Below are 21095 nucleotides of genomic sequence, written 5' to 3' on the forward strand. Positions count from 1 at the left end.
TTTGGGCGTGCCCGTGGATCCCGAGGTGTAGATCACATAACCGAGATTGCGGGAGGTCAGGCTGAGCACGCGCGGGTCAGCATCCGCTTCCGGGAGGCTGGTCCAGGCCGGCGCTGCAGCATCGAGCTCCACCACGCTCACATTGGCCGGCACATCCGCGCCGAAGGCGGCACGGCCGGCCACATCGGCCAGCAGCAGCGGCGGGGCCGCATCGTCGAGCACCTGATGCAGCCGCGCCAACGGATAGGCCGGGTCCAGCGGCAGATAGGCACCACCCGCCTTCAGGATCGCCAAAAGCCCCACCACCATCATCGGACTGCGCTGCAGGCAGATCGCAACCGGCTGGTCCGGCCTGACCCCAAGAGCGATCAGGTGATGTGCCAGGCGGTTGGCCCGCGCATTGAGCTCACCATAGCTCAGCCGCTCGTCTTCGCAGACCAGCGCCACCGCATCCGGCGACTTGTGCACCTGCGCCTCGAACAGCTCGTGGATGCACCGCTCCGCAGGATATCGCGCCGCCGTCCGGTTCAGCTCCTCCAGCAGATACGTGCGCTCGGCAGTCGACAGCAGCTCAATCCGGTGGACCACTTGCTGAGCATCGACAGCCATCGCCCGCAGCAGCGCCAGGAGATAACCACGCTGCCGCTCGATCGTCGCCTGATCAAACAGCGCCGTTGCATAACCCAGCGTTCCGGCGATCTCCTCGCCATGCTCGCCAAGGCTCAGCTCCAGATCGAACTTGACCTGATCGAACGCCTCCCCGGTAGTTTCGACGCTCAGCCCCGGCAGGTCCAATGACGTAACCGCGTTGTTCTCCCAGGCCAGCATCACCTGGAATAATGGCGTGTGATCAAGAGCCCGGGGCGGCTGCACGATCTCCACCACCTGCTCGAACGGCAGGTCCTGATGCTCCTGCGCAGCCAGCACCGTGCGCCGTGTCCGCTCCAGAAGCTCCGACACGCGCGGCTTGCCCGACAGGTCCAGCCGAAGCGCCAGCGTGTTGACGAAGAACCCGATCAGCCCTTCGATCTCGCGGTGCCCCCGATTGGCGCTCGGCACGCCAATCACAAGATCGTCCTGCCCCGACAGACGAGACAGCACCGCCGCCCAGGCCGCCAGTACCGTCATGAACAACGTCGTGCCATGCTGCAGGCTCAGCCGCTTCAGCTCCCGCGTCAAATCCGCATTGACGATAATCGGGACCGTGGCCGCGGCAAACGACTGCTGGGCAGGCCGCGCACGGTCCGTCGGCAAGATAAGACGGGCTGTGCCTGCCAGGGCGCTGCGCCAATATTGCGCCTGCTTCTGCAGCTGTTCCCCCGACAGCCATTGGCGTTGCCAGGCGGCGTAATCCGGATACTGGATCGCAAGCGGCGGCAGAGGATCGTCGTGCCCAGCCTCGAATGCCCGGTAGAGCTGGCTAAGTTCACGCAGCAGCACGCCCATCGACCAGCCGTCCGAGACGATGTGATGCTGGGTCAGCAGGAAGACGTGTTCCTCGTCCGACATCCGCACCAATCGTCCGCGGATCAGCGGACCGCGCGCAAGATCGAATGGCGTGCGCCCCTCTTCATGACACAGGTCCAAAAATGCCGCTTCCGCATCCGATCTCTCCCGCAGATCGTGCTCAACTATCGGCAGTCCCGCATCCGGCGGCAGAACCTCAACCCGGGGCTTGCCCTGCCTCGCGACAAACACACTGCGCAGCGCTTCATGGCGCGCAAACAGACGGTCAAGGCTGCGCTGCCAGGCGCTGTGGTCGAGCATCCCGCGCAGTCGCAAGGCCAGCGGAATGTGATAGTTCGTGCTGCCTTCGTTCAGCTGCGCCAAAAACCATAGCCGCTGCTGCGCAAACGACAGCACAAGCGGCTCATGACGCGACACGGCTGCAATCGACGGCAGCTCTTGCGGACCGGAGCAGCGCAACAGCTCAACGGTGCTCGCCGCCAGGTCAGTCAGCACTGGCCTTGCGAACAGCGTCGACAGCGGCAGGTCGACCCCAACCGCCTGTGACAGCCGGCTCGACATCTGCACGGCCAAGAGCGAGTGGCCGCCCAGTTCGAAGAAGTGGTCGCTGCGCCCGATGCGCTCGACACCAAGGAGCTCGGCCCAGATCTGCGCCAGCGCGGTCTCGATCGCGCCTTGCGGCGCCTCATAGGCCGACAGCGCATAGGCCTGATCGGCCGGCGCCGGCAGCGCCTTGGGATCGAGCTTGCCGTTAACCGTGAGCGGAAGCGCCGCCAGCCGCACAAACGCGCTCGGCACCATGTAGTCCGGCAGCCGCGCACTTAAGTGCGCCCGCAAGGCGCCCGCAAGCCCGCCTCCATCGCCCTCGTCCGAGCCGGCCTCGGGCGCGCAGACCACATAGGCGATAAGATGCTTGTCGCCGGCGCCGTTCTGGCCCGCCACCACCACCGCCTCGCGCACCCAGGCGTGCTCGCAAAGCCGCGCGACGATCTCAGCCGGCTCGATGCGGAAGCCGCGGATCTTCACCTGATCGTCGTTGCGGCCCAAAAACTCCAGATTGCCGTCCGGCAGATAGCGCGCCAGATCGCCAGTGCGGTAAAGCCGGTCGCCCTCGACAAAGGGACTGGCCATGAACCGCTCCGCGGTCAGCTCGGGCCGGTTCAGATAGCCGCGCGCCACCCCCGCCCCGCCAATGTAAAGCTCACCCGCCGCGCCGAACGGAACCGGCGCACCGTGTGCGTCAAGCAGATACACCCGCGTGTTCGCGATCGGATGGCCGATCGTCTCGACGACAGCCTCTCCCCTTAGCAGGCAGATCCAGGTTGAGTACGTGGTGGTTTCAGAAGGCGCATACAGGTTATAAATCTTCTCTACGCGACTACTCTCGAAGGCCTTCTCTATGAGGCCCGCCTTCAGCCGCTCGCCGCACGAATTGATCACGCTTGCGGAAACCGGCACGGCTTTCTTGTCAACCAGGGCGGCGATCGCCGAGGGCACTGTGTTGATCAAAGAGATATCCAAAGACCTCCCGGCCAGCGCCAGCGCATTCTCGACAAGGTAGAGCGTGCTTCCTTGCGAAAGCGGAACGAAGCACTCATAGACGGACAAATCGAAACTGATCGAGGTGGAAAACAGCGTGCGGCTGATCTCTGATGCCGCAAACACGTCGCTGCTCCAATGCAGCAGGTTCACCGTGCTCGCATGCTCAATCATGACGCCCTTGGGCGTGCCGGTGGATCCGGAGGTGTAGATCACATAGGCGAGATGGCGTGAGGTCAGGCCGAGCGCGCGCGGGTCCGGATCGGACGCCGGCAGATTGGCCCATTCCGGCGCCGCCGCCGCCAGATCCACCACCGTCAGATCGAGTAGCGCATCCTCGCCCAGCGCCGATCGTCCCGCCGCATCGGCCAGCAACAGCTGGGGCGCCGCATCCGCAAGCACCTGGTGCAGCCGCGCCGACGGATAGGCTGGATCCAGCGGCAGATAGGCGCCACCCGCCTTCAGGATCGCCAAAAGCCCGACCACCATCGCCACGCTGCGCGCACCGCAGATCGCCACCGGCTGGTCCGGCCTCACCCCGAGCCCGATCAGATGATGCGCCAGCTGGTTGGCCCGCGCATTGAGCTCGCCATAGCTTACGCGCTGGTCCTGGTAGACCACCGCCACTGCATCCGGCGCACGGCGCACCTGGGCCTCAAACAGCTCATGGATGCACTGCTGCTCAGGATACGTCACCGCCGTCCGGTTCAGCTCCTCCAGCAGATACGCCCGCTCGTCGGCCGCCAGCAGCTCAATCCGCCCGACCGCTTGCTGCGCATCGGCAACCATCGCCTGCAGCAGCGCCAGCAGATAGCCTCGTTGCCGCTCGATGGTCGCTTGATCGAACAGCGCCGTGGCATAGCCCAGCGTCCCGGCGATGACCTCACCATGCTCGCAAAAGTTCAGCTCCAGATCGAACTTGACCTGATCGAAGCCGTCTGCCGCCGCCTCCACACGCAGCCCAGGAAGGTCGAACGTCCCAGCGGCGTTGTTCTGCCAGGCCAGCATCACCTGGAACAACGGCGTGTGATCAAGACGCCGTGGCGGCTGCACGATCTCCACCACCTGCTCAAACGGCAAGTCCTGATGCTCCTGCGCTCCCAAGGCCGAGCGCCGCGTCCGCGCCAACAGCTCCGCCACGCTCGGCTCGCCCGACAGGTCAAGCCGCAGCGCCAGGGTGTTGACGAAGCAGCCGATCAGCTCTTCGACCTCGCACCGACCGCGATTGGCGCTCGGCACGCCGATCATTAGGTCGTCCTGCCCTGACAGACGCGACAGCAGCGCCGCCCAGGCCGCCAGCACCGTCATGAACAAGGTCGTGCCATGCTGCCGGCTCAGCCGCTTCAGATCCCGCGTCAGATCCGCATCGATCACGACCGTCACACTGGCCCCGGCAAACGACTGCTCGGCCGGCCGAGGCCGATCTGTGGGCAGCGCCAGACGGGCCGGCGCGCCAGATAGATTGTTGCGCCAATACTGCGCCTGGCTCTGCAGCCGCTCGCCCGACAGCCACTGCCGTTGCCAGGCGGCATAGTCCGGATACTGGATTGCAAGCGGCGGCAGCGGATCGCCTTCTCCGGCCACGAAGGCCCGGTACAGCTGACTGAGTTCACGCACCAACACGCCCAGCGACCAGCCATCCGAGACAATGTGGTGCTGCGTTAGCAGCAAGACGTGCTCCTCATCCGAGATCCGGATCAGCCGGCCGCGGATCAGCGGGCCACGCGCCAGATCGAACGGCGTGCGCGCCTCTTCCCTGCACAGACCCAATAGCGCCTCGTCCGCATCCGGCCTGTCCCGCAGATCGTGCTCCACAACCGGCAGCCCCGCATCCTCCGGCAGCAGCTCCACCCAGGGCTTGCCCTCCGGCGCGACAAACACGCTGCGCAGCGCCTCATGACGCGCCAACACACGGTCAAGGCTGCGCTGCCAGGCGCTGCGGTCGAGCCCACCCTTGAGCCGCCACCCGAGCGGAATGTGATAGTTCGTACTGCTCTGATCCAGCTGCGCCAAAAACCACAGCCGCTGCTGCGCAAACGACAGCACAAGCGGCGCTTCACGCGATACCGGCACAATGGCTGGCAGGTCTTGCGCGCCGGAGCGGCTCAACTCATCCATGATACTCGCGGCCAGATCGGCCAGCACCGGTTTGGCAAACAGCGTGGTCAGCGGCAGTGTGAAGCCAATAGCCAGCGAGACCCGGCTCAACAGCTGCACCGCCAATAGCGAGTGCCCGCCGAGCGCAAAGAAGTGGTCGTGGCGTCCGACCCGCTCCACACCGAGAAGCTCGGCCCAGATCTGTGCCAGCGTGATCTCGACCTCGCCTTGCGGCGCCTCATAGGCGCGATGCGCATACGCCTCATCGTCCGGCGCCGGCAGCGCCTTGCGGTCCAGCTTGCCGTTCACCGTCAGCGGCAGCGCCGCAAGCCGTACGAACGCAGCCGGCACCATGTAGTCCGGCAGGTGCGCACTTATGTGCGCGCGCAAGGCGCCGGCAAGCTCGCTTCCATCCAACCCGTTCGAAGCTGCTTCAGGCGCACACACCACATAGGCCACCAGCCGCTGCTCGCCGCCGGGGCCCTCGTGCACCACCACCACCGCCTCGCGCACGAACGGGTGCTCGGCAACCCGCGCCGCGATCTCACCGGGCTCGATGCGGAAGCCGCGGATCTTCACCTGGTCGTCGTTGCGGCCCAAAAACTCCAGATTGCCGTCCGGCAGATAGCGCGCCAGGTCGCCAGTGCGGTACAGCCGGTCGCCGTCCACAAAGGGACTGGCGATGAACCGCTCCGCGGTCAGCTCGGGCCGGTTCAGATAGCCGCGCGCCACCCCCGCCCCGCCAATGTAAAGCTCACCCGCCGCGCCGAACGGAACCGGCGCACCGTGTCCGTCAAGCAGATACACCCGCGTGTTCGCGATCGGACGGCCGATCGGGACAATGGCGCCATCAAACTCATCCGGGCAGCTCCAGGATGTAACGTCGATCGCGGCCTCAGTGGGACCGTAGAGATTGTGCAGGGCCGTCCAGGGCAACACGCGCCGAACCCTATGCACACTGGCGGCAGAAAGCGCCTCGCCGCTGCATAGAACCCGCCGCAGCGATCTGCAGCGGTCAACACTCTTCGTATCCAGAAAGCTGACCAGCATGGATGGCACGAAGTGAACCGTCGTGATGCGGTGGCTGACGATCAAGTCGACCAGTGCATCGGGATCTCTGTGCGCACCGGGGGGCGCCAGTACCAGCGTCGCCCCTTCAAGCAACGTCCAGAAGAACTCCCAGGCCGAGACATCGAAGCCAAATGGCGTCTTCTGCAACACGACATCAGTTGCCTTGAGACCATAGGCGTTTTGCATCCAAATCAAGCGATTGACGATAGCCCGATGCTCATTCTGTGCCCCCTTGGGCGTGCCGGTGGATCCGGAGGTGTAGATCACATAGGCGAGATGGCGTGAGGTCAGGCCGAGCGCGCGCGGGTCCGGATCGGACGCCGGCAGATTGGCCCATTCCGGCGCCGCCGCCGCCAGATCCACCACCGTCAGATCGAGTAGCGCATCCTCGCCCAGCGCCGATCGTCCCGCCGCATCGGCCAGCAACAGCTGGGGCGCCGCATCCGCAAGCACCTGGTGCAGCCGCGCCGACGGATAGGCTGGATCCAGCGGCAGATAGGCGCCACCCGCCTTCAGGATCGCCAAAAGCCCGACCACCATCGCCACGCTGCGCGCACCGCAGATCGCCACCGGCTGGTCCGGCCTCACCCCGAGCCCGATCAGATGATGCGCCAGCTGGTTGGCCCGCGCATTGAGCTCGCCATAGCTTACGCGCTGGTCCTGGTAGACCACCGCCACTGCATCCGGCGCACGGCGCACCTGGGCCTCAAACAGCTCATGGATGCACTGCTGCTCAGGATACGTCACCGCCGTCCGGTTCAGCTCCTCCAGCAAGTACGCCTGTTCGTCAGCCGGCAGGATGTCCAGCTCTCGCACCGGCGTGTGCGGCGCCCGCTCCAGCGCCTCAGCCAGCTGCTCGAGCGCGCGCTGCATGTAGCCGCAGACCCGATCCGCTGAGACAGGCTCCGCCACCTGCGCTGTCAGACCGAGCGCTTCGCCAAAATCCTCCACTGACAACGTCAGCGGATAATTGGTACGCTCCTCGCCGCTTAACCATTCCACCCCGGACAGCACATCGTGCGGTCCGGGGTTGGCCGCCGGCGTGTTGTGGCGGTAGTTCAACAGCGCGCTGAACAGCGGCGCCGGCGCCGCAACGGCGCTGCAGCGTTGCGCCAAAGCCAGCGAGGCGTGCTCATGCGCCAGCAGCTCGGCGAGCCGGGCGTGGGTAATCCGCACGCTCGCCTCGATCCCGGTCCCGTCCAAGTCCAACCGCAGCGGCAGGGTGTTGATGAACAGGCCCATGGTGCGGTCGGCGCCGGCGCCGCCCTGCATGCGGCCGAACAGCACCGTGCCGAACACCACCTGCTCGCGCCCGCTGCTGCGCGCCACCACCTGGCCCCACGCCAGATGGCACAGGCTCGCAAGGCTCACACCCAGCCGCCGCGCATGCGTCCGCAATCGATCGTTGAGCTCCTGCGGCAGCATCCGGCGCGCCTCGCCGACCCCACTTCCGTCGCCGCGCACCTCGCTCAAGCCAAACGGCGTGGTCGGTGCGTCGATGTCGGCGAGCAGCGAGCGGAAGAACTCTTCATGCGCCTCTGCGTCAACGCCCAGGCGCGCCTGCGCCACCAGGTTGCGGAACGGCTGCGGGGCTGCAAGCTCATGCTCGCGTCCCTCCAGCACGGCCCGGACCTCGGCATGCATCACGTCCAGCGTGGTGTGATCCCCGATCAGATGGTGCTGCAGCTCCAAGAGCAGCCAGCGCCCGCCGCCGGGCTCGCGCGCGATCACAAACCGCAACAAGGGCGCCCGGCCAAGATCGATCCGGTGCTGGCGCGGATCAAACAGACGCCGGAGCTGCTCGTGGCCAGGACCACCGGACCCATCCAGCTCGACCTCGGTCACATCCAGCGGCGCGTTTCGCCACACCACCTGCGCCGCACTCGACAGGCCCTTCCACACAAACGATGTGCGCAGAATGTCGTGCCGATCCACCACCCGCTGAACTGCACCAAGATAGCGCTCCAACAGGGCCCGGTCGGCAAAAGCCATCTGCGAGACCAGCAGGTACGGATCACCGCGGCAGGCCAGCAGATGATGGAACAGGATGCCGTCCTGCAGCGGGGACAAAGCATAAATATCCTGGACGTTACTGAGACCACCGGGCACCGTGGCGACAATCCGGTCGATCTCGCCCTGCGCCAGCTCGATCAGCGGCAGCATCTGCGGCGCAATTGCCGTGCCTCTCTCCGTGATCAGGTTGGCCAGGACTGTCACCTCATGATGACTGCCCAGGCTTGCCGCCAGATCCGCCAGCACCGGCTTGGCAAACAAGGTCCGCACCTCGATCCCAAGCGACAGCCGCCGCAGACGCTCCATCAGCTGCACGGCCAAGAGCGAGTGGCCGCCCAGTTCGAAGAAGCTGTCGTGCCGTCCGACCCGCTCCAGGCCCAGAAGCTCCGCCCAGATCTGCGCCAGCTTCTCCTCAATAGGCCCCCGTGGCGCTTCATAGGCGCGACGCGCATACGCCTCATCGTCCGGCGCCGGCAGCGCCTTGCGATCGAGCTTGCCATTCACCGTCAGCGGCAGCGCCGCAAGCCGCACGAACGCAGCCGGCACCATGTACTCCGGCAACCGCGCACTTAAATGTGCGCGCAAGGTGCCGGCAAGGTCGGCCGCCTCAGCTTCGTCGGCATGCGACGCAGCCGCAACCACATAGGCGACCAGGCGCTTCTCGCCCGTGCCATCCTGTTGCGCCACCACCGCCGCCTCGCGCACCCAGGCGTGCTCAAGGAGCCGCGCGGCGATCTCGCCCGGCTCGATGCGGAAGCCGCGGATCTTCACCTGGTCGTCGTTGCGGCCCAAAAACTCCAGATTGCCGTCCGGCAGATACCGCGCCAGGTCGCCGGTCCGGTACAGCCGGTCGCCTGCCACAAACGGACTGGCGATGAACCGCTCCGCCGTCAGCTCGGGACGGTTCAGGTAGCCGCGCGCAACACCGGCCCCGCCAATGTAGAGCTCGCCCACCGTCCCGAACGGAACAGGTGCTCCATGACCATCAAGCAGGTAGATTTTAGTGTTCGCGATCGGTCGGCCAATCGGCAGCCGGCCGAATGTCTCATAAATTGCGGTAATCTCGCAGACTGTCGCGAAGGTAGTCGTCTCGGTCGGACCGTAACAGTGAATGAGACGTACAGGACCTTCTTCTCTCAGCAATCTCAGAAATGAGGGAAGGTCATTGCGCTCGCCTCCACAGAGGAGGTACTTAAGTTGTGCTAACGTCGAGGCAATCACTGATGCATATTGGTTGAACAATGCTGTTGTTAGAAACAGTGATGTCACCCGTTGCTGTTTGAGCGCCCTAGCAAAAGTTGAAGCGTCTATGACGGTGGTGGCATCCATTGCAACAATGCAGCCACCGTTAAGCAGCGGCGCCCAGACTTCAAATGTGCTGGCGTCGAAGGCGGGATTGGCGGCGAAGGCGACACGATCTCCGGCCCCGATCTTCGCATACCCATTGTTGATCACGAGCCGGTTGACCGCACGATGCGGAACAACAACTCCCTTGGGAACGCCGGTCGACCCGGAGGTGTACATCACGTAAGCGGCCGCCTCGGCGCTCAATGCAAGGCCAGGATCGGCACTAGAGCCTGTTCCAACCATCAGCGGCTCAATGATCAGCACACGACTTGTCACCGCAACCAGATCATCATCGTCACTCTCGGTGAGCACTAGGCGCGCAGCACAGTCGGCTATCAGGCAGCGTTGTCGCGCAGATGGAAGAGTGCGATCAATCGGCACATACACCCCCCCCGCCTTCAGGATCCCAAGCTGCGCCGCTACAAGACTCACGGAACGGTCAATCACAGTGGCTATGCAATCGCCCGGCTTCACCCCGAGCCCGATCAGGCGATGCGCCAGGCGGTTGGCCCGCGCATTGAGCTCGCCATAGCTTACGCGCTCGTCCTCATGGACCACCGCAACCGCGTCCGCCGCCTTGGCGACCTGCGCCTCGAACAGCTCATGGATGCACTTGTCCGCAGGATACGCCGCCGCCGTCCGGTTGAGCTCCTCCAGCAAGTACGCGCGCTCGTCGGCCGGCAGGATGTCCAGCTCTCGCACCGGCATGTTCGGCGTCCGCTCCAGCGCCTCAGCCAGTTGCGCAAGCGCGCGCTGCATGTAGCCGCAGACCCGGTCTGGACATAACGGCTCCGCCGCGTCCGCCGTCAGCCCCAGCGCTTCGCCAAAATCCTCCACTGACAACGTCAGCGGATAATTGGTGCGCTCCTCGCCGCTTAACCATTCCACCCCGGACAGCACATCGTGCGGTCCGGGGTTGGTCGCCGGCGTGTCGTGGCGGTGGTTCAACAGCGCGCTGAACAGCGGCGCCGGCGCCGCAACGGCGCTGCAGCGTTGCGCCAAAGCCAGCGAGGTGTGCTCATGCGCCAGCAGCTCGGCGAGCCGGGCATGGGTAATCCGCACGCTCGCCTCGACCCCGGTCCCGTCCAAGTCCAACCGCAGCGGCAGGGTGTTCATGAACAGGCCCATCGCGCGGTCGGCGCCAGCGCCGCCCTGCATGCGGCCGAACAGCACCGTGCCGAACACCACCTGCTCGCGCCCGCTGCTGCGCGCCACCACCTGGCCCCACGCCAGGTGGCACAGGCTCGCCAGGCTGACACCCAGCCGCCGTGCCTGGCGGCGCAGCCGATCCTGCAGCGCCTGCGGCAGCATCCGCCGCGCCTCACGAGCCCCGCTGCCGTCGCCGCGCACCTCGCTCAAGTCAAACGGCGTGGTCGGTGCGTCGATGTCGGCGAGCAGCGAGCGGAAGAACTCTTCATGCGCCTTTGCATCAACGCCCAGGCGCGCCTGCGCCACCAGGTTGCGGAACGGCTGCGGGGCTGCAAGTTCATGGGCGCGTCCCTCCAGCACGGCCCGGACCTCGGCATGCATCACGTCCAGCGTGGTGTGATCCCCGATCAGATGGTGCTGCAGCTCCAAGAGCAGCCAGCGCCCGCCGCCGGGCTCGCGCGCGATCACAAACCGCAACAAGGGCGCCCGGCCAAGATCGATCCGGTGCTGGCGCGGATCAAACAGACGCCGGAGCTGCTCGTGGCCAGGACCACCGGACCCATCCAGCTCGACCTCGGTCACCTCCAGCAGCGCTCTCCGCCACACCACCTGGGCCGGGCCCGACAGGCCCTCCCAGACAAACGACGTGCGCAGAATGTCGTGCCGATCCACCACCCGCTGAACCGCAGCCAGATAGCGGTCGAGCAGTGCCCGGTCGGCAAACGCCATCAGCGAGACCAGCAGGTACGGATCACCGCGGCTGGCCAACAGATGATGGAACAGGATGCCGTCCTGCAGCGGCGACAAGGTATAAATATCCTGGATGTTGTCGACGCCACCGGGCACCGTGGCGACAATCCGGTCGATCTCGCCCTGCGCCAGCTCGATCAGCGGCAGCATCTGCGGCGTGATCGCCGTGCTTCGTTCTGTGATCAGGTTGGCCGGGACCGCCACCTCGTGATGGCTGCCGAGGCTCACCGCCAGATCCGCCAGCACCGGCTTGGCGAACAAGGTCCGCACCTCGATCCCAAGCGACAGCCGCCGCAGACGCTCCATCAGCTGCACGGCCAAGAGCGAGTGGCCGCCCAGCGCAAAGAAGTTATCGTGGCGTCCCACCCGCGTCAGCCCCAGAAGCTCCGCCCAGATCTGCGCTAGCGCCGTCTCGATCTCGCCCTGCGGTGCCTCATACGTTGCCCGCGGATACGCCTCATCGTCCGGAGCCGGCAGCGCCTTGCGGTCCAGCTTGCCGTTCACCGTCAGCGGCAGCGCCGCAAGCCGTACGAACGCAGCCGGCACCATGTAGTCCGGCAGGTGCGCACTTATGTGCGCGCGCAAGGCGCCGGCAAGTTCGCTTCCATCCAACCCGTTCGAAGCTGCTTCAGGCGCACACACCACATAGGCCACCAGCTGCTTCTCGCCGGCACCGTCCTGCTGCGCCACCACCACCGCATCGCGCACCCAGGCATGCTCGATGAGCCGCGTCGCAATCTCGCCCGGCTCGATCCGGAAGCCGCGGATCTTCACCTGGTCGTCGTTGCGGCCCAAAAACTCCAGATTGCCGTCCGGTAGGTAGCGCGCCAGATCGCCAGTGCGGTACAGCCGGTCGCCCTCGACAAAAGGACTGGCGATGAACCGCTCCGCGGTCAGCTCGGGCCGGTTCAGATAGCCTCGCGCCACCCCCGCCCCGCCGATGCAGAGTCCGCCCACCGCGCCAAACGGAACCGGCGCACCGTGTCCATCAAGCAGATACACCCGCGTGTTCGCGATCGGACGGCCGATGGGGAGTCGTCGGACTGTCTGATCAATGGCGGTGATCTCGCAGACCGTCGCAAAGGTCGACGTCTCAGTTGAACCGTAGCAGTGCAAGAGATGTTGCGGTCGGCTTTGGCTCAAAACCCGCGCCACGGCCGCCGCATCAACCGCGCCACCACCAACTAGTAGAAATCGCAAACTCGCCAGCACCGGGCCTAACTCATCAACGCTCCGGCTGAACAACCCGGCAGTCAAATGCAGGACGGTGATGCGGTGCCGCCGAACCAGAGTGCGCAACACCTCGGGCTGCAGTACAGCTGTGTGTGGAATCACAATTAGGCTGGAACCGTGCAGCAGTGGCGCCCAAACTTCCAGCGTACTGATGCTAAAGGCGGGATTGCCTACCCAGGCCACGCGATCACTCGAGGTGAACTCCGCATAGCCGTTGTTGATGACGAGACGGTTGACAGCACGATGAGGAACAACCACGGCCTTCGGAAGGCCGGTCGACCCGGAGGTGTACATCACGTAGGCCGGAGCCTCGGCGGTCAATGCCAGGCCAGGATCGGTACTACACCCTGTTCCAGCCATGATCGGCTCAATGGCCAGAATAGGAATCGGAATCTCAAGCCCGCCCTCATTCTCGTCACCTACAAGGATGAGGCGCACAGCACAGTCGGTCATAATCCAGCTTTGTCGCCCAACTGGACCGCCCCGATCAATCGGTACATAGAGCCCGCCCGCCTTCAGAACTGCCAGTTGTGCGACAACAAGAGCAATGCCTCGATCAAGCACTATCGCAACGCGGTCGCCCGGCTTCACCCCAAGCGCGATGAGATGATATGCGAGCCGGTTCGCCCGAGTATTGAGCTCGCCATATTTTAAGCGCGCGTCAGCATGGACCACGGCTACCGCATCCGGCGTCTTGCGCACCTGCGCCTCGAACAGCTCATGGATACACCGGTCCGAAGGATAAGGCGTCGCCGTCCGGTTCAGCTCCTCCAAGAGGTAGGTGCGCTCATCGGACGACAGCAGCCCGATGCACCCCAACGACTGCTGCGCATCGGTCATCACAGCACACAACAAATTCTGCAAATGCTGTGTCATACGCTCGATCTGATTGGGCTCGAGGCGACTTGCATCAAAGTGCCATCGGAAGCTCCCATCCAGAGCGCAAATCTCGAGCGTTACCAACTCACCGGAGCGAGCTATATCAGAACTGGAGCTCGAAACCGACTCTTCAGCAGCAGAACAGCTCTCTCCCGTAACCGTAACGCCAACCGGCCAGGGACGGCGCAATCGTAGCGCCTCCACACCGCTCAACGTCGGGCATCGCGCAATAAGATCCCGCGCAAAGGTATCCTGCGCGTTCAGCTGAGCGAATTCGGCCGCGACCGCCGTGCGCGCCTCTGCGAAATTGTTATCGAGGTCGATGGTAATTGCCATCGGCACGACAGACGCGACAAGCACCTCGAGCGCATTCACGCCGGCTCGCGATCCATTCGGCACGGGAGTCCATCCCAGTTGAAGCTCTGCTTCCCCCGTGATGCGGGCGAGATAGACCACCCAAGCAGTTAGCAAGAATTCCGCGCGATCACTGGGAGATAGCTCAGCCAACGCACCCGGCATGAGCCAAGCGGTCGATTGCCATGTCGCCGGAGTCTTGCCTTCTAACGACGAAAACGGAAGCTGAACTATCTTGAACTGCTCTAGTCGGTGTCGCCAGAACTCTTCACGAGATGCCAACAATTCATGGGCAACTGTTGTGCTCCGCGCCTCAGCTTCGCTTAAGATCGGTAGGCGGTTGCCTATATCCATGCCGGAATTCCTCGCCAGTGGCTGCGCATCCACCGGCCGACCATCTTAGCCGTCGAACCAAACATCAACATCCTCGTACCTGTCGCCACATGTCAATTGCCGGGTGATTTTAAGGAGAGAGAGCCCGCCGATAAGCCCGAGCGGTTAGACGACACCTCCAAGCACCTGGTTGCGACAACAGCCTTCACACATAGAACGATTGGAATGATACGACCTAAAGTCCAGGCGGTCGCTGTCCCCGAGAGATCTGGCGCGGGTCGATCCCATCGCAGTGCAGCCCGCCACATCCGGACGTCGACGTTCGGGAAACTCGCGTCGGCGTATCTAGCGCCTGCGGACAGGCACTGAGCTCCTCTCCACTCGCCAAAACGGTCAGACCTTCGCGGAATACCTTGACTCCGGCCTCGCAGCATTTGAGGTCAAGAGTTGACGCCGTATCGGTTGGCGTGATCAACACGTGGGATTGAACAACCCGGTGACCGGTGTCCGCACCACCATAGATGCGATGCCACCTGACGGCACATTCGGCATCTTGGACCAACAGCACCGAAGAAGTTCCCGCAGTTCCCGCACACCGCGCTAACGGGCCTTCGCGACACTTGGAAGCGCCTTGACGAACTCGCCCCAACACATCCGCTGCCAATGCGAATGGATTACAACCCGAAAATATCCAGTCCACCACTTGAGCATTCAGCAAGGTCGATAGCTCTTCAACACTTGCGACACGCCGGATCTTACCGCGACGAGCCCAATCCCCCAAAATGGGATCTGCACACAAGGCCGCGCGAATAACGTCGCCCATATCGCTCGCTACCTGGGCGCACCTTGCGGCTAGCCTCCCACCGGCAACAAAGACCGTAGAACCCATTGCTGACGTTGCAGCTCGTTGCCCATCCCTTTCGCGGAGTTCGCAACTTGATGAGGCCAACACACATGTGTCGTGATGTACGTACGCCACGCCCATGATATACTCTCCACCTGTGTAACTCGCGGGGGTGCGCAGCTTTCAGCAGTCCTGCGATGGACTGCCGCACTCCACAAGATCCGCGCGAGCCCCCCCCCCGAGATCCGCGACAATTCGCGATTTAGGTACCTACCTGTAGCGCCCCTGGGCGCGCGCCCAAGACGCGTGTCGGCGTGCAGCGGAGAAGATCGATGCAATATCTTCCTCCAGCCGAGCCGACCGGCGAATCGGACCACCAGACGCAAGTGTGAAAGCTAAGGAAAAGGGTCGCGACAGCAGGCTCAAGCACTTGATCGCTGAACTTTGCGGCCGGGCACCTATTAGACGGCCTTGAAGCGCGGCTGGGCGATGAAGATGTTGGAGGACGCGCACGAATGGAGGTCCCACCTCTTCCGTCAATATTTGCCCGACTGTTCAAGCTGACCAAAGAGCTGCTGAACGTTCGATTCGAGGAGGCCACTCTCTCCATCTCGGTGAATGAATTCGAAGCTAAGGCCCGTTTCAATGGAGCGACTCGAGAAGGCCTGCGCCAGTCCAGGACAACGAACGACGGTCGTATCAAATCCCAGACCACGAGACTTTAGGGTCTGCACGGCAGCATCTACATTGTCGACCTTAAGAGCAATGTGAGCAACTCCGACACCGTTACGCCGCACCAGCTCTGAGACCTGAGAGGTTGGCTCAGTACCCTGACACAGAACAAACCTGATGCCGCCGCTCTCGAGGTTAGCATAAAGCATCCCTGTCGACCGTCCCTTAACGTGAGAACGGCCCTTCAATTCAAAGCCCAGCACGTCCTGAAAGAACAGAATTGACGCCTCAAGATCGAGTACTGCAATGGCAATATGATCTATCCCGCGGAACTTCAAAAACGAACTCTCGGCTTTCCGATTGTCGCCCGAAGTAGCATCTAGTCCGATCTTGCTGTCGACGGTCTCCTGCATAGCACCCTCTTCACAATGGATAATCAGACCAAATCAACGTCGCCCCGCGAGCGGCAGATACACCTTCAGCAGTTTAATCCGTAGCAGCGACCAGGTTCTTCGGAATCATCTACTCCAACAAGTCAGCGTTATGCCTGGGCCACATCCGCTTAAGCACGGAAGAGCTCTGTTTTGCGCTCTTCGCATTTCCGCATTTTTTCCGAAATCGCCAATGGTGGTGGATCGGCTATTTTCCCATCGCGATGCAAACATAAGCCCCTCAAGTTCTGATCGCGTTCGCTCCGCATCCGATGCTACATTTGGACCAGTTGAGAACGTCTAATCCGAACTCTTTGGCCGCGCCTCGCGAAGCGAGATGATCGTCACAGAGTTCTACGCATCTTAAGCAACCGACGTGCCAACGATATTGCGCGAGAGTTCCTCAAAGAACAACGCGCCTATAGCCGCCATAGATGAGTTTTACTGTTCGACTTGAGACATCGATGTCCTGAACCAGACACAGCTCAAACAATAACACCCCCGACAAGGCGACGATCACCGAAACAAGCAACTACCTGGGAAGATCCCTGCCCGCGACAAACCCTCTCCTATCGAATCGACTGTAAACGGTACGAGAGGGCCACGGACTTGGTGCGGACGGCCTACGCACCGCGCGTGAAGCGTATAGGCATCCAGAACTGGCGCAAGCGAATTTCGCAAGCTTTGCTGGCACGATCATTCGGCGGCCTGTCCCTTGCTGGGAGTTTCGCGGCATCCCACACGGCGACCTCAACCGCGTTCATCGCTTCGAACACGGCCATATCGAATTTTCTCCCGTGATAATGTAACCAAACGTCTTCTCTGATCGTAGGATGCAAGGACCCCTTGGGCAGCCTCCTTGCGCCGAAGGAACGAACAGGGTCGGGCTCTTCTCCCAGCTTCAGCTCGCGACGACTGAGCACGCGAAGCGTTTTGGGCTCAAGGTTGTCCGTCGTCAGATAATTTGAGACTGATCAGGCGGTTTGAGAAGGGAGGCTCTGGTTCACGCGGATTAGAGTTTAAGCGGCCTGCAGCCGATGCTGCAAGCGTCGGTTTGCGATGGTGTCGCGCTTGATGCGGTTGCGTTCTGCAAGGATCGCCTCGGCCCTGCCGAAGTAGACGTCGGCTGGTGTGAGGTTGTCGATGCTCTCGTGGTAGCGAACGTGATTGTAGTGTTCGACAAAGGCTCCTACTTGTCGTTCGAGATCGCCAGGAAGGTAGTAATTGTCGAGCAGAATGCGGTTCTTCAGGGTCTGATGCCAGCGCTCGATCTTCCCCTGGGTCTGGGGATGATACGGAGCGCCACGGACATGCTGCATGCCTTTCTGTTCGAGCCACATGGCCAGATCGTCTGCCACGTAACTCGACCCATTGTCGCTCAGAAGCCGAGGTCGCTGTGTCACGGTGATGTGGTCGAGGCCGGACGCTGCGAGTGCCTGATCGAGCGTGCCCATGACGTCGGAGGCGCACATCGTCGGAGCCGAAGCTGCGCCAGCGGCTTCAGACGATCTACGACAATTCGGAATCGGAGTTCGTGAAGGAGAACGTCGCGCCGTTCATCGCCATGACGCCGGAGACCTTCAGCGGCGTCTACGCCAACGCGGTGAAAGAAACCCACTGGCTTTCCTATGCCAACTATGCCGCCCTGGTATCGGGGTCGAGCTTCACGACAGGCGAGCTCGCCGAAGGCCGAACCGACATCTTCATCAACCTCGACCTGAAGACGCTCCAAAACCATGCCGGCCTCGCCCGCGTCATCATCGGCGCGCTCCTCAACGCGATCTACAACCGCAATGGGGAGGTTGGCGAGCGCACCCTGTTCTTGCTCGATGAGGTCGCCCGTCTCGGCTATCTGCGCATCCTCGAGACGGCGCGCGATGCCGGGCGTAAGTACGGCATCACGCTCTTGACGCTCTATCAGTCGATCGGGCAGATACGCGAGGCCTATGGCGGCCGCGACGCCACCAGCAAATGGTTCGAGAGCGCGTCATGGATCTCTTTCGCCGCGATTAATGATCCGGAGACCGCCGACTACATTTCGAAGCGCTGCGGCGACACGACGGTCGAGGTTGACCAGCTCAGCCGCTCATCGCAAATGTCGGGCTCGTCGCGGACGCGTTCCAAACAGCTCACGCGCCGGCCATTGATCCTTCCGCATGAGGTGCTGCGCATGCGCACCGACGAACAGATCATCTTCACCGCGGGCAATCCGCCGCTGCGCTGCGGACGTGCCATCTGGTTCCGCCGTGCCTACATGCGGGCGTGTGTCGGCAAGAACAGGTTCCACCGGAAGGAAGCGAATGAGGTGCGCCGTGGTGCAATTGATGCATCGATAAAATGAATCCATCCGCCCGGTCGATTCATAAAACTCATTGGACGCCGCTTCCGAAGGAGGCGAGAATTCGTCCATGTCGAACCCCAAGCATGAGCCGCTTCATCTTCGCCGCATCGATGCCAGCCGCAATATGCGGCGGTTCTACACGCTATCCATCCAGCCGACCTTGTTCGGCGGGATGTCGCTCGTCCGCAACTGGGGCCGGATCGGCACGAACGGCCAGGTGATGGTGCAGACCTTCGACAACGGCACTGAGGCTGGCGAGGCGTTCGGACGGCTGGAGTGCGTCAAGCGCCGGCGCGGATACGTCGGTGCGGAGGAGAAAACGCGATAATTCAGGAGTTTTCCGGGGATTACGGCTCAGCTCGCAATATCGGCCCTACCCGTGCGGCAATCTTGGTGTCAGATGGAACGAAATCATCGCAAAAAGGAACGTTCCATGACGACCGCGAATGAAATTGCCGACAAGATCGCAGACGAGTACAGCATGACTAAGGCCCAGGCGAAAGCCATCGTCGACGGCGTGTTCAAGGCGATCACAGAGGCGGCCGTGAGCGGAGCCGAGACGAGCCTGGCCGGATTCGGGAAATTCAAAGTCAAGGAATCGCCTGCCCGCGAGGGTCGCAATCCCGCGACTGGCGCGACAATGACGATCGCGGCCTCCCGGAAACTTACCTTCACGCCAGCCAAGGCAGTCAAGGACGCCCTCAACGGAACAGACACGGCCGGCGCCACACAGTAAGGCAAGCAAGAGAAGGGACTTACGTCCCCTCCTCGGCGGCGAGCGCCGCATCGCGCTGGCGAATGAGTTCTGTGAGTTCGGCCTCGAGCGCTTTGCGCTCCGCGGGCGTGAACAGGCAGTCGCGCAGCTCGGCCCGCAGCTCTTCGATCGTGTCGACGACGGTCATGAGCGTGTCTCCGCATGAAGTGAAGAAGGCCCCGCCTCACGGCGGAGCCCTCTGGCGGGAGCTTCAGTCCCGGTTCGGTCGGGACCAGATCAGCTGCAGGCCTCCCTCGCCTTCGACCTCGATCAGAGTGGCGTAGATCGGGGCGGGGAAGCTCGGGTTGTCCAGCTTGACCGAGAGGTAGTCGCGCTCGGTGTCCTTGGTGGTCTTCTGCCAGGCCGCGCCCAGCTCCACAGTATTGCCCGCGTAGATGCGGAAGTGCGGCCCCTTCTCGGAGGGGTTCTCGACGCGGACCAGCTTGGCCTTGACGTTTAGGTTGAGACATGCGCCAGGTGGAGCTGCTGGTCTGGACATTGCCCCTACATCGCGCGTCAGGACAGCTTCGCTTTGAAAGGTGGCACCGCGATCAACCTCTTTTATCGCGACATGCCCCGACTGTCGGTCGATATTGACCTCGTCTACTTGCCGATCCAGGAGCGCGACGCGACCCTCGCAGGGATCGTCGCCGCTCTTGATCGCATTCGCGAGGATATTCAGCGTAATCTCCGCGGCGCCAGTGTTCAGCGCATCGCCGGCGGCGGCAATAACGACACGCGACTCCTCGTCCGGCAGGCGGGCACCGAAATCAAAGTCGAGACGTCACCTGTCGCGTGCGGCACGGTTCACGCTCCCAAGCTTCGCGTCGTCAGCGATCCGGTCGCCGAAGCCTTCGGATTTGCGGAGATGCAAGTGGTGGCATTTGAAGATCTGTTCGGCGGCAAGCTCCATGCCGCGGTCGACCGACCGCATCCGCGCGACCTGTTCGACGTGAAATTTCTGTATGACAATGAAGGACTGACTGACGTGCTCTACCGCACGTTCCTCGTCTACGTCGCAAGTTCGGGGCGTCCTCCGCACGAACTCATCCGTCCGTCATTGTCAGAACTTGATGACACCTTTGCCAAGGAGTTCGATGACGGTGACCCCCGTCCGCCTCGACGAGCTCAAGCAAGCGCGGGCGCGCCTACTGTCTGATCTGCTTGCGCGGCTCGACGACGCAGCGATGCGTTTTCTGCTAACGCTCCACGATGGCGAGCCGGACTTCGAGGCCATCGGCTTGCCGCAAGCCGCGCAATTGCCGGCGGTTCGGTGGAAGCTGCTCAATATCGCAAAACTGAAAACGCAAAATCCTGAGAAACATGCGCAGTTGCGTTCGGAGATCGAAAAGCTGCGGCCATAGGTCCATAGCGGGGCGGCGGATATCGGTCCCTTCGTGCCTCGGCGAGACGCACTTCGACCAGGCGTGACCAAGCCACATAAATGCGCCCCACTCTGATCGAACCGGTGGTCGCCGCCGACAAACATGGGCACATCAACGAAGGCGTCTCATGCGAATGAGCCTGGCCGCATAACAGCCCACAACAGCACCAACCGACTGCAAATGTGGGACGCAGACGTTCAAGTACATCCGGTCGATCGCCTCGACCTCCAGCACCACATGGTCACGCAAGACTTCCGCCACCGATCGTGCTACGCTCATCGTGGGCTCCGGTCGTCCACGGGTCCTCGGACCCACGAGCTTCGAGTTCTCAATGACCAAGGCATGTCCCTGCAGGCTCGACTGGAGTCCTCTTACACCAACCGCCTCATCCGATACACCTCGTCGGTCTGAGGTGGAGCCTCGTTAGTGGTTGAGA

6 protein-coding genes and 3 pseudogenes are annotated in these 21095 nt (G+C 62.9%); 4 read left to right on the top strand and 5 right to left on the bottom strand.

The genetic code is table 11. The annotated features are described in order from the left end of the window. From NLN62_RS48120 to NLN62_RS48130, 3 genes and pseudogenes are all read right to left on the bottom strand, one after another. On the bottom strand, window positions 1-13506 hold a 13506-nt coding region (locus NLN62_RS48120), incomplete at its 3' end, for a non-ribosomal peptide synthetase (RefSeq protein WP_254113892.1). Window positions 13507-15612: 2106 nt separating this feature from the next. Further along, complete coding sequence (locus NLN62_RS48125; RefSeq protein WP_254113893.1) at window positions 15613-16161, bottom strand: VOC family protein; 549 nt, start codon at window positions 16159-16161, stop codon at window positions 15613-15615. Window positions 16162-17198: 1037 nt separating this feature from the next. Continuing rightward, window positions 17199-17654: pseudogene (locus NLN62_RS48130) on the bottom strand (transposase); the annotation flags it as partial. Here NLN62_RS48130 and NLN62_RS48135 point away from each other — a divergent pair. From NLN62_RS48135 to NLN62_RS48145, 3 genes and pseudogenes are all read left to right on the top strand, one after another. Next, a pseudogene (locus tag NLN62_RS48135) lies at window positions 17654-18520 on the top strand (type IV secretory system conjugative DNA transfer family protein); the annotation flags it as partial. The pseudogenes NLN62_RS48130 and NLN62_RS48135 sit on opposite strands and share 1 nt — an antisense overlap. Window positions 18521-18587: 67 nt before the next feature. Further along, window positions 18588-18848 carry a WGR domain-containing protein gene (locus tag NLN62_RS48140; RefSeq protein ID WP_254113894.1) on the top strand — a complete coding sequence of 87 codons (261 nt, stop codon included), beginning with the start codon at window positions 18588-18590 and terminating at the stop codon, window positions 18846-18848. 105 nt (window positions 18849-18953) lie between these two features. Then, window positions 18954-19256 (top strand): HU family DNA-binding protein, encoded by a 303-nt coding sequence (locus NLN62_RS48145; RefSeq protein ID WP_254113895.1) that lies wholly within the window; start codon window positions 18954-18956, stop codon window positions 19254-19256. A 19-nt stretch (window positions 19257-19275) separates the two neighbouring features. On the opposite strand, the gene NLN62_RS48150 is transcribed toward NLN62_RS48145, so the two are convergent. Continuing rightward, the gene (locus NLN62_RS48150; protein ID WP_254113896.1) at window positions 19276-19422 is read right to left on the bottom strand and encodes a hypothetical protein; all 147 of its coding nucleotides are present in this window, start codon (window positions 19420-19422) and stop codon (window positions 19276-19278) included. A gap of 63 nt (window positions 19423-19485) precedes the next feature. Further along, the gene (locus NLN62_RS48155; protein WP_254113897.1) at window positions 19486-19773 is read right to left on the bottom strand and encodes a DUF736 domain-containing protein; all 288 of its coding nucleotides are present in this window, start codon (window positions 19771-19773) and stop codon (window positions 19486-19488) included. On the opposite strand from NLN62_RS48155, the pseudogene NLN62_RS48160 reads away from it, so the two are divergent. Continuing rightward, window positions 19743-20638 (top strand): annotated as a pseudogene (locus NLN62_RS48160) (nucleotidyl transferase AbiEii/AbiGii toxin family protein). The gene NLN62_RS48155 and the pseudogene NLN62_RS48160 overlap by 31 nt on opposite strands. Window positions 20639-21095: the final 457 nt, after the last annotated feature.

It is taken from the genome of Bradyrhizobium sp. CCGUVB23, assembly GCF_024199885.1.
Taxonomy (GTDB): domain Bacteria; phylum Pseudomonadota; class Alphaproteobacteria; order Rhizobiales; family Xanthobacteraceae; genus Bradyrhizobium.

Excerpts from the sequence above, each read along its gene's own strand:
- NLN62_RS48125 (WP_254113893.1), bottom strand. The coding sequence starts at position 16,161 with ATGCAGGAGACCGTCGACAGCAAGATCGGACTAGATGCTACTTCGGGC.
- NLN62_RS48140 (WP_254113894.1), top strand. The coding sequence starts at position 18,588 with ATGTCGAACCCCAAGCATGAGCCGCTTCATCTTCGCCGCATCGATGCC.
- NLN62_RS48150 (WP_254113896.1), bottom strand. The coding sequence starts at position 19,422 with ATGACCGTCGTCGACACGATCGAAGAGCTGCGGGCCGAGCTGCGCGAC.
- NLN62_RS48155 (WP_254113897.1), bottom strand. The coding sequence starts at position 19,773 with ATGTCCAGACCAGCAGCTCCACCTGGCGCATGTCTCAACCTAAACGTC.
- NLN62_RS48145 (WP_254113895.1), top strand. The coding sequence starts at position 18,954 with ATGACGACCGCGAATGAAATTGCCGACAAGATCGCAGACGAGTACAGC.